Origin of the sequence: Blautia difficilis (assembly GCF_014297245.1) — a bacterium.
In the GTDB taxonomy this organism is placed as follows: Bacteria; Bacillota; Clostridia; order Lachnospirales; family Lachnospiraceae; genus Blautia_A; species Blautia_A difficilis.
This window is the reverse complement of record NZ_JACOQG010000006.1, coordinates 141,587-152,653: the sequence shown is the minus strand read 5'-3', so window position 1 is coordinate 152,653 and position 11,067 is coordinate 141,587. Positions and strand designations below refer to the sequence as shown.

The 11,067-nt window shown below is 41.3% G+C and carries 7 protein-coding genes and 1 pseudogene; 3 read left to right on the top strand and 5 right to left on the bottom strand.

What is annotated here, in order from left to right:
- The 4 genes from H8Z82_RS06025 to H8Z82_RS06010 all read right to left on the bottom strand — a co-directional run.
- A partial coding sequence (locus H8Z82_RS06025; RefSeq protein ID WP_186994574.1) for a hypothetical protein occupies positions 1–469 on the bottom strand: 469 nt, incomplete at its 3' end.
- 70 nt (positions 470–539) lie between these two features.
- On the bottom strand, positions 540–929 hold the full coding sequence (locus H8Z82_RS06020; RefSeq protein WP_186994573.1) for a YdcP family protein: 390 nt from the start codon (positions 927–929) through the stop codon (positions 540–542).
- Positions 930–944: 15 nt separating this feature from the next.
- On the bottom strand, positions 945–1,259 hold the full coding sequence (locus H8Z82_RS06015; RefSeq protein WP_186994572.1) for a YdcP family protein: 315 nt from the start codon (positions 1,257–1,259) through the stop codon (positions 945–947).
- Between the two features lie 245 nt (positions 1,260–1,504).
- Entirely contained in the window at positions 1,505–4,543 is a 3,039-nt protein-coding gene (locus tag H8Z82_RS06010) for a VaFE repeat-containing surface-anchored protein (RefSeq protein ID WP_186994571.1), read from the bottom strand.
- Between the two features lie 205 nt (positions 4,544–4,748).
- On the opposite strand from H8Z82_RS06010, the pseudogene H8Z82_RS06005 reads away from it, so the two are divergent.
- Positions 4,749–4,985: pseudogene (locus tag H8Z82_RS06005) on the top strand (manganese catalase family protein); the annotation flags it as partial.
- A gap of 10 nt (positions 4,986–4,995) precedes the next feature.
- On the opposite strand, the gene H8Z82_RS06000 reads toward H8Z82_RS06005, so the two are convergent.
- Positions 4,996–5,613, bottom strand: coding sequence for a TetR/AcrR family transcriptional regulator (locus H8Z82_RS06000; RefSeq protein ID WP_019162357.1), 618 nt, complete (start codon positions 5,611–5,613; stop codon positions 4,996–4,998).
- A 215-nt stretch (positions 5,614–5,828) separates the two neighbouring features.
- Between H8Z82_RS06000 and H8Z82_RS05995 the strand changes: the two genes are divergently transcribed.
- Positions 5,829–7,901, top strand: a complete 2,073-nt coding sequence (locus tag H8Z82_RS05995; RefSeq protein WP_019162356.1) for an efflux RND transporter permease subunit — start codon at positions 5,829–5,831, stop codon at positions 7,899–7,901.
- 77 nt (positions 7,902–7,978) lie between these two features.
- Positions 7,979–11,029 (top strand): YhgE/Pip domain-containing protein, encoded by a 3,051-nt coding sequence (locus H8Z82_RS05990; RefSeq protein ID WP_186994570.1) that lies wholly within the window; start codon positions 7,979–7,981, stop codon positions 11,027–11,029.
- Positions 11,030–11,067 lie beyond the last annotated feature (38 nt).

The following is an 11,067-nucleotide window of genomic DNA, read 5'->3' as shown; positions in this document are numbered from 1 at the left end:
TACACTCTCCAAGCCATTCTCTTACAGAAAAATAAACCATATTTTCTCGAGTAGTCCTATTTGCATTTAAAACTTTCACTTTATCTGAAAATCGTAACTGTAACAAACTAGACAATTCTTCAGCAGTATAATCAGTACCTGTATAACCATCTAAATAAATTTCTGCAAGCGAAGATAGACTGTTTCGCATATTTTTTATAATTTGTTTTAATCGCATAGAAACATTTCTTCTAGCAATAGAATCCCTCTTATTGTTAGGAACATAAACTTGTGTGATATAAAACATAAAATTTATTATATATCCAACAGATAATTGAAATAAAAGATTAAACCATTGTTCGGCTCCTCTAAACAGTTCGGGCAAATCCAGTGTTAAATAATATGAAGTAATGATGACTATAGATATTATAAAAAATGCAGAAATAAGCGTATTTCTTTTTATGAATATAAGAATATTTTTTCTTAACATTTGTACTAATTCCTTTCCATCGATTTATCTATATGCCAATAATTATAATATCATTTTGCAGATGAAGCAATTATTGCTTATTTATTTTTGTTACTGTTTGTGATGGATTTGTCATAGTGTTTGACACAGAATGCTTATTCTTCAAGACAATATCATCTGCCTTGATATACCAGTCAACGTCTGCACCTTGAAACGTAGCGGTTGCCACCGTATCAGCCACAGGATTGATGATTTCCACCTCTGCATTGTAGTCAAATTCCTTTAACGGAACAGAAGCCGGAATACTTACCTGTATCATACGTCCTTGTTCTTTGCACTTCAAATCGTAGGTACGTTCTTTGATTTCTTCAGAAACCGTACCGTCCTCATTCGGGATATGTACCTCTCGTCTTAATGCGGAGAATTTCAATACTCCGAAAGTCTTTTCCTTGTCAATAATGATTCCGTTTGCTAATCTCATATACTCAATACCTCCTTATGCTTTCACCATATCGTCAACCGATAAGATATAATTTGTGAATCCTCTTGTACCGATTTTATAACCCTCTGCAGTGATTTTGGGATTGATAAGTTTTACCTTTTCCTCTGATTCAAAGTTCTTCTCACCAGCAGAAGCAGGCAGCACCACGATAATATCATCTGCTCTCTGTACGTCCGAATAAAGGTTGAAGCTACGGGAAACGACCGTCATACGTCCGTTGATCCTACGCTGTTCCACCTTATTCTCACCAGCAAATTCTAAAGTTCCGAATGTTTTTTCCATATTTGGGATAACGTGTTTTAATTCCATAAATTGTTTACCTCTTTTCTTTCTATATTTTTAATGATTGATTGTGTCATTCTGCTATCGGAATAATATCTGTCTGCCTGTGAATTATCAAGGGCAAGCGTTGTGCTGCCGCACCCTTGACAATCCCCATTCAGAAAGATAAATGTTAATCAAGCAGAATTTAGTTGAGTTGCCAGCCACGGACTGACTTTTTTTATGATGGGAGGTGAACGGGGAGTTGCTTTCATAAACCGATACCTCCTGTATTATTTAGACTTCTTTACTCTGCGGAATCTCTTATATCCGGCAAAGATAAGACCAGCAGCGGAAATTCCCATCATGGCGAACAATGCGACAAATGGTGTGTTGTCACCTGTTTTTGGTGAATCGCTTGTCTTTGTTGGTGTGCTAGGTTCTTCTGGTGCTGTAGGGGATTCCAGGTTTTCCTTGACCGTCACAGTCTGCCCCTTGTCCTTGATGTCCTTATGTTCAGCTACCTTGATAGGCTCGTCTGGATTGGTTACGTCATATAATTCTTCAAATGTCACAAGCTCTTTGCCGCCAAGCTCCGAAGCATTGAATGTAAATTCAATCTGAACCTCCATTTTAGAATCCTCGGCAGTAAAAGTAAGGTCATTTTCTACACGCTTGCCATTCATTAGAAGTTCAGCATTTTCAGACTTCACCATTTCCCAACCTTTAAGAGTGTATTTCACGCCTTTTTCAAGACCATCTAAAGTGACCGTATCAACGATAGTTACTTTGTCGTCTGCTTCAATCGTCTTTTCACCTGTCGCCTTATCAGTAGCGGTTGTGTGCATAGTGATGATACGTTCCGTAATCGTCACTGTTTGCCCCTCGTCCTCAATATCTTTATGTTCTGCCACCTTTGTAGGCTCGTCTGGATTGGATAAATCGTACAATTCCTCGAATGTCACAAGGTCTTTGCCACCAAGAGCAGAAGCATTGAACGTATAGGAAACCTCAACTTCCATTTCTGATTTTTTCGCAGTGAATGTGTAATCATTTTCCACGGGTTCACCGTCAATCAAAAGCTGTGCATTTTCAGACTTCACCATCTGCCAGCCTTTCAACTGATATTTTGTGCCTTTTGTCAGACCATCTAAAGTGACGGTATCAACGATAGTCACGCTCTTTCCGGCAACGATTGATTTTCCACCTGTCACCTTATCTGTGGCAGTCGTATGGATAATGATTTCTGGTTCATATTCATCTGTGAGTGTACCCAAGTCCACGACTACTTTATTTCTTGACACCACTACATCAAACGCCGGAATCAGCGTCATTCCTTTGTTGGAATCGCAGCGTAATTCTTCGATTGTGTAAGTATCGTAAAGCAATGCACCTTTGCTGTCGTCTGGTGTGGAAGTACCAAACCAGATACCGTCCTCACTGGTCTTTCCGGCGTTGGTATTCTGTTTATGAGATACCCAGTCAGAAGAAGTGGAGAATTGACCGTTTGCGTCCGTAACAATGATATGGCTCTCACCAGTCGTCTTGCTTGTGATCCTAAAGGGAACATTCGTAAGTCGCTTGTGAGTACCGTCACCAATTTTCACACCCTCGATATCCCCACGGATAATCTGGTTGTAGATGGAATGTGCTTCATCTGTTAAATCCATGATTTCACCGTCATTCACAATGTCAAACTCACAGTCAACCGCACCAGTTGTCAAATATCCTGTCGGATTTTTGGATTCTGAAATTTTATAGTGACCGTAAGGAAGTGTATCAGCGTCAGTCGTAGCGCTACCGTCAACGCCTGTATGGATTGTCTTGACTGTTTCATTTTTGTTGTATAATTTGCCATCTACCAATACCGCATTATCATTTAAGGAAATGATTTCAAAGGCAGTATCTTTCAATGTTGCACCGCCTTGTGGTTTTGTGTCTTTTGTTTCAAGGTCACGCTTTTGGATTCGCACACCTCCACGGATAATCTTGTCCGATACGGAATACTGGTTGCTGCCGCTTAATGCTGCAAGTTCGCCATCTTCTGTAATCTGTGCCACATACACGCCTTTTATCTGTTCAGAACTTCCAGCGGCTTGCATATAAGCACCATCTAACAAGTAACCGTTTGGAGCAGCTTTTTCTTCTACAGTGATAGTACCAAGCGGTAAACAGATAGTACCGTTTTGTGTATAGAAGATGTCACCAGATGCCTTATAGGAATCTGCCAATCTTGTGATATAGTGGATAGTGTTATCGCTGCCTTTTTCCGCTTTTGTCTTTGTCGTCCATGTGCGTGTTGGTTCTGATGGAAGATTATCTTTTGTGTAATAACCGTCATAATACTTCCAGACGAACTCCGCACCCTCTAAAGAAGCGTTACCCTGTGCGGTTGCTTTTCCTGTTTCCATATCAATCTTGAAAAGCTCAACCAAAGTGTCTGTGACTTTTGGTGTATCGCTGACTTTCAATGTGGAAGTTTCACCAGCCTTTACCGTAAGGGTATAGACGTTGTTATCTAACTGGAATCCTTTTGGAGCTTCGATTTCTTTTACATAGTATGTAGAAGATCTCAACTCCACCGTATCCGTATTCCCGTTGCCATCTGTCATAAGTGTGGCAACTGATTTCGTGCAGCCTTTATCAGAATAGACACCATAAGTCGCACCAGATAAAGAATAGCAGTCATTAGATTTTGTAATCGCTGTATTACTGGACGATTTCTGAATCTTGCCATCACCGACAGCTAACTTCGCCCAGAACTGTCCTAAGTCCTGTCCTTCACCAACATAGATGTAACCACCGCAATCGTAACGGTCTTTATTTTCTTTAGCGAAAGCCTTTGCGTTCTCATAGACTTCTGACTGGATTTTCTCTGACACTTCATCATAGGCAGCTCGTACATTGTTGTACCCCCAGCCTAAGTGAACGCTCAATCTTCGCCAGACAACACATTGTTCCAACAGATAGACTTGTTTGCTGGAAAGACTGTGCTTTTCTGCATACTGTTTGACGTATTCCAGATTCAACGCCACATCAGATATTTGGTCGTCGCTCATTCGCTCTGTTGCATTGATACGATTCTTATATCCCGATTGGAAATTTGTGTTTATATCAATACAGTAGGCAATCTGCCCGTCAGCGTTCATTATGCTTTCTTCAAAGCTGGAAACCTCTGAACCGCCATTGTCAATCTTGACGATTGTTCCTGCTTTACCGTCCGTAGTAGTATAGACGGAATCCGCAGCATGAACCTGTGTGACAGGTAATGCAGTAAATACGGTTGCAAGGGTAAGTACACCTGTAAGCAATCGCTTCATAATCTTTTTCATAATGTTTGATTCTCCTTTCATTTTGGGTAAAAAAATAGACGCTCATTGTTGAACGTCTTAGTTGCTGAAACCATTGGAACTATGTAGGATAGCTTGCTTCATCTTCATTTTTCTATGTTTTTGTTCTTATGCAATCGTAGCAGGAAAAGGCTTGTCCTACGCAAAATGGCGTATTTTCAAGGGTTTCCAGCTATGTTGTTCTTACGAGGTCGCCCCAGAGCAGAAGGCCAGGTCAACCTATGATAATATCCTGCGCGTTGTGCGGGATATGCCGGAGATAGCAGATCCCATCAGATTTCTGAGAGCCAGAGAGATCGTACATTTTCAGAGATTTGGAGAAGCGCTGCGGTCTGTTCAGGAGAATCTGGATGCAAAGAATTTCTATGCCTTTAATCCCAGCTTTGATAATCCTTGCAAGGCATCATGTAAAGACTGCAAATAGCATATAAAATTTAAACAGGCTGATCAGGAGCTGCCTCAAAAGTCTTCATAATGGCAGTAATGGAGGCATGCAGATAAGGCCGGTACTGTACCAGAGGTACCGGCTGCTGATAGAGAATGCAGCTGTAACAGGAGGAGCCGACCAGTTCAATAATAGTGAAAAGAAGCAGCTCCGGATTTTCGTAGGTAACCCTGCTTTTTGAAAGCATATCCAGATAGGACTGATAGAAATGGTAGTCTTCATCTGGCATTTTTTCCTCAAAAGCACCCTTAAAGATTCCCCAGGAGAGATTCTTGGAGATGAAAAGAAGGAGAGTATGGTCTCTGTCTAATTCTGTAAGTATATAATCTACAATAAAATGTACCTGTTCTTCAAAATCACAGATATCAGTTTGAGCCAATGCTTCATGGGCATGATAAAAAAGCTCCCCTGTCTTGTGGGAGATAAGTTTATTTCGGACATCATATTTATCTTTGAAATAAAGATAGAAAGTTCCCTTGGCTACACCTGCCTGATTTACAATATCTGAAATTGTGGTTTTTGTAAGCCCTTTTGTGGTAAATAGCTCAAAAGCGGTAGTGAACAGAGCATCTTTTTTCTTTTTCTTATTCAGCTCCAGTTTTCCCATTACAGTTCCCTCTTTCATACATTCTTATTTTTTATTTTAAACAAAAATGACTGAAAGTCAATATTACATTTTTATTCTGAAAAAATTTAGGCAAATTGTGAAGAATGATTATTGACTGACAGTCAGTTTTGGTATATAACATTTCATGAAATAAAAAATGACTGTTGGTCATAGAATGATTAAACAGTATCAATAAGAAAGAAGAGGAGAAAAGGATGATTAAGGTAGGAAAGTGGATTGCAAAACACAAAATACTGATCATTATCATTGGAATTGCATTGCTGATCCCGTCATATCTTGGTATGGCGGCCACCAGAATCAACTATGATGTACTGAGCTATCTGCCGGATACTCTGGAAACAGTAAAGGGTCAGGATATTATGGTAGATCAGTTTGGAATGGGAGCCTTCTCCATGATCGTAGTGGAGGATATGGAATTAAAGGATGTGGCAGCTTTGAAAGAAAAGATAGAGGCTGTAGATCACGTGAAAAAGGTTTTGTGGTATGACAGTGTATTAGATCTGTCTGTACCTGTGGAAATGCTTCCTAAGGATTTGAGAGATGCGTTTTTCAAGGGAGATGCCACTATGATGATTGCTTTGTTTGATAATACAACATCATCAGAAACTTCCATGGAAGCTGTAACACAGATTCGTAAGATTACTTCAAAGAATTGTTTTGTCAGTGGAATGACAGGTATTGTTACTGATATCAAGCAGATCGCGCTTAAGGAAATGCCGATTTATGTTGTGATTGCGTCTTGCCTTTCTCTGGTAGTCCTGCTTCTTGCAATGGATTCCCTGGTGGTTCCGGTACTTTTCCTGCTCTGTATTGGTGTGGCAGTCTTGTATAATCTGGGAAGTAATATTTTCCTTGGTCAGATTTCCTACATCACTCAGGCTTTGACAGCAGTACTTCAGCTGGGTGTTACTATGGACTATTCTATTTTCCTGCTGAACAGCTATGAAGAGAATAAGAAACGCTTTGAAGGTGATAAAGAGAGAGCTATGGCACATGCTATCAATGCAACCTTCAAATCCGTAATCGGAAGTTCCATTACAACTGTTGCAGGATTTATCGCACTTTGTTTTATGACATTTGCACTTGGACGTGACATGGGTATTGTAATGGCAAAGGGTGTTGTGATCGGTGTTTTATGTTGTGTAACTTTACTTCCGGCTTTGGTACTTACCTTTGACGGAGCAATTGAGAAGACAACACATAAGCCATTGCTTCCAAGCTTTGACAAGGCCTCTGCTTTTATTACAAAGCATTATAAAGTATGGCTGATCATTTTCCTGGTAATGCTTTTCCCGGCTATCCACGGAAACAATAATCTGAAAAACTACTATAATATTGATAAATCATTGCCTTCTACGCTGGATAGTAATGTGGCAAATGCAAAGCTTCAGGATACCTTTAACATGAATAATGTACATATGGTATTGCTAAAGAAGGGACTGACAACAAAAGAGAAAACAGAAATGCTTAACCAGATCAAAGATGTTGACGGTGTGAAATGGGCACTGGGAATGGATTCCTTCGTAGGTGCCGCATTTCCTGATACCATGATTCCCAGTGATCTGAAGAAGATGATGGAGAGTGATGAATATGAAATGGAATTTATCTGTTCTGAATATAAGACAGCAACAGATGAAGTAAATAACCAGATAGATGAGATTCAGAAGATTGTAAAAGGTTACAGTCCTGAATCCATGGTAATTGGTGAAGCACCTCTGACAAAGGATTTACAGGATGTTACAGATGTAGACTTAAAGACAGTAAATACCATTTCCATCCTGGCAATCTTTATTATTATCATGATCGTATTCAAATCCATTTCTCTTCCGGTTATCCTGGTTGCAGTTATTGAATTTGCAATCTTTGTTAATATGTCTGTTCCATATTATCAGGGAAAGGAAGTTGTATTCGTAGCAAGTATCGTTATCGGATGTATCCAGCTGGGTGCAACTGTTGACTATGCGATCCTGATGACCAGCAGATATCAGAAGGAGAGAGGCCTTGGAAAAGGCAAGAAAGAAGCCATTGCTATTGCACATAAGACTTCCATGAAGTCAATTGTGATCAGTGGATGCAGTTTCTTCGCAGCAACCTTCGGTGTTGGCCTCTATACACAGGTTGACATGATCGGAAGTATCACAAACCTGCTTTCTCGTGGCGCGGTTATCAGTACTTTAGTTGTACTTCTGGTATTGCCGGCAATGTTTATGATATTTGACCCGCTTATCTGCCATACATCTATTGGATTTGCCAAGAAAAAAAGGTAGAAGAGAAGACAAAATAAGAGATTGATTTGTTAAGGAAGCTTATTGTAAAGAGATAGAATATAAAGGAGTAATTTATTATGAACAGAAACAGAAAAAAAGCAGCAGCCGCTACTCTGGCAGCAGGAATGGCAGCAGTTTTAAGTGCAGGAACCGTGATGGCAGCAGTGCAGACAGGAAGCGGTGATGTTTCAAAGGAAGAGACCGTTTATGTAAATACAACCGCAGAGGGAGAAGTTACAGATGTAACGGTATCTGACTGGCTGAAAAATTCAGGAAAAAATTCCACTGATGTGGAGGATACTTCAGACCTGACAGATATTAAAAATGTGAAGGGCGATGAGACCTTTACTCAGAAAGGTGATAATCTTACCTGGAATACAGACGGCAAAGATATTTATTATCAGGGTAAAACAGATAAGGATTTACCGGTTTCTGTAAGTATTAAATATTATATGGATGGAACTGAGATTTCTCCGGAGGAGCTGGCCGGCAGAACAGGACATCTGAAGATGGTGGTCACCTATACCAATAATTCTAAAAAGACAACTAAAATTGACGGAAAACAGACAGAGATTTATTCGCCCTTTGTTATGGTTACAGGAATGATCCTGTCCACAGATAATTTCAGTAATATTACAGTGGATAATGGAAAAGTTATTTCCGATGGAAGCAGAAATGTGGTAGTAGGTCTGGGAATGCCGGGATTGAAAGAAAGTCTGGATCTTACTTCTGATATGGCAGATAAGATTGATATTCCAGAAGGATTTACCATGGAGGCAGATGTTACAGACTGTGAAATGAGTTCTACCTTTACTGCTGCATTGACAGATATTTTCAAGAACATGGATCTGGGTGATGTGAATGGACTGGATGATCTGAAGGATTCCATGAATGATCTGAAGGAGGCTGCCCTGAAACTTGTAGATGGTTCTAAAGAACTGTATGACGGAACAGATACCTTAAATGAAAAATATAAAGAATTTGCAGATGGAATCAGCAGCCTTCGGTCGGGAGTAAATGAGTTAAGTGATGGCGCCAAGACACTGGATGACGGAGCAAAGAGCCTGGATGAAGGTGCCCAGAAAGTAGACAGTGGGGCAAAAACCTTAAGTACAGGAGCGAAATCCCTGGATAGCGGCGTATCCTCCTATACTTCAGGAGCGGATACTCTTTCTGCAGGAATCAGACAATATACAGCAGGTGTAAATACACTGGACAGTAAAATGGAAGAGTATCAGGCAGGAATGAAATCCCTGAGCGACGGTGTAAATGCGTATGTTGCAGGAGGCAATCAGCTGGCAGGAGGTGTACAGGATTACGTCAATGGAGCTACCACACTGACAGATGGAATGAAACAGTATATTGCCGGAGCCAGTCAGCTGGCGGGAGGCGTAAGCCAGTATGCAGGAGGAATCAAGAGCCTGGTTGAGGGAATGGGTCAGATGGTTCCGGGAATTGATACAGCAGTAAAGGGAATACAGTCTGCAGCAGAGAAAATGACAGCCCTTTCTTCACAGATTGATCCTGACATGATCAAGAATTTCGGACAGAATGTAACACAGTATACAGATGGCGTATCTGCATATACTGAAAAGGTACAGGAATATATAGACAGTGTGGAAAAGCTGGCAGCAGGTTTATCCTCATTGGAAAGCTCATTGAATAGGCTGGCTTCCTCTCAGACTTCTTCCATTCAGCAGGGAACAAATGCCATGTCCGCACAGTTGGACAGCAGTGCGGATACTATGAACAGTCAGGCTGATGAAATTGAATCCTGGATCAGTAATGCTTCTGAGGTTTCAGTGGATGCTTCTTCTGTGGAAGCAGGTATCAGCTCTGTGAATGGAAGTCTGGAGGCCGCAGAAGCTGCACTGAACAATATTGATTACAGTAACATGGATGAGGAAACTGCAGCAGCAGTGGCATCTGCAGTAAACAGTGCACTGGGCTCTGTACAGGCAGCAGAGGCTACAGCTTCAGGTATTGATACCTCTACGATTACAGCATCAGCACCGGATACCTCAGCGCTGCAGGCGACAGCATCAGCACTGAGGAGTTCTGCACAGACAGCATCTGCAACTGCAGAAACCCAGGAAGAAACTGTTAATTCAAGTGTAGAGACCCTTCAAAAACAGTTGGAGCTTCTGAGTTCCGGAATGCAGAATGTAAAAACAGCAGTAGATACGCTGAATGCAGGAGCACAGACACTGACAGCAAATGATGAAGCATTGAAGAGCAGCGGAGCACAGCTTTCCGGACTTGGAACACAGCTTTCTCAGGGCGTTAATGGAATGAGCACTTTATTTACCCAGATGGAGGAACAGCTTCCGGTTATGCTTGAGGGAGTAAAACAGCTGCAGGCTGGTTCTGATCAGCTGACAACAGCCAACACAAAGCTTCAGAGCGGTTATGAAAGCCTGGCAAAGGCAAGCACTGAGCAGATGATCTCAGGAGCAGATACACTTCTGAAGTCAGGTCAGACCCTTACAGATGGTATTACAACTTTGCAGGGCAAAAATAATGCCAATGCCAGTGCTTTGCTGAAGGGAGCTAAGACTCTTAAAGATGCCAGAAAGACTTTGACAAGCGGTATCTCTCAGATCAGTTCAGCTACCGGACAACTGGTAAGTGGCGTAGGAACACTTGCCTCCAACAGCGGAGCTCTTACCAGTGGAGCTTCTCAGCTTTCTGCGAACAGCTCTTCATTAAACAGCGGAGCCTCCAAGCTGGCAAGCGGGGCAGATACGCTTGCAAATGGAACAGGTACCCTTGCAAGCGGAACCAAGACTTTAAAGAGCGGAACCAGCAGTTTGGTTTCCGGAGTGGGTACACTGCAGGCTGGTGCTGATAAGCTGGCGGATGGAAGTGATCAGTTAAAGAATGGAATCAGTGATCTGAAGGACGGAGCAAAAGAACTGTATGATGGCCAGGAGAAATTTTATAAAGAAGGAATTGAGAAACTGGATGAGACAGTCACCGAAGATCTGCAGAAGATCCTGGATCGTTTTGAGGCAATTCAGTCTGATGATGTTATGTATACAACCTTTACAGACAAAACTTCTGATATGGACGGAAATGTAAAATTTATTTTTGAGACAGATCCGGTGGAAATTTCAGACGAAGACTAAATGTTATTATGGTAATTCATTGCGTCTGCGGAAACTTT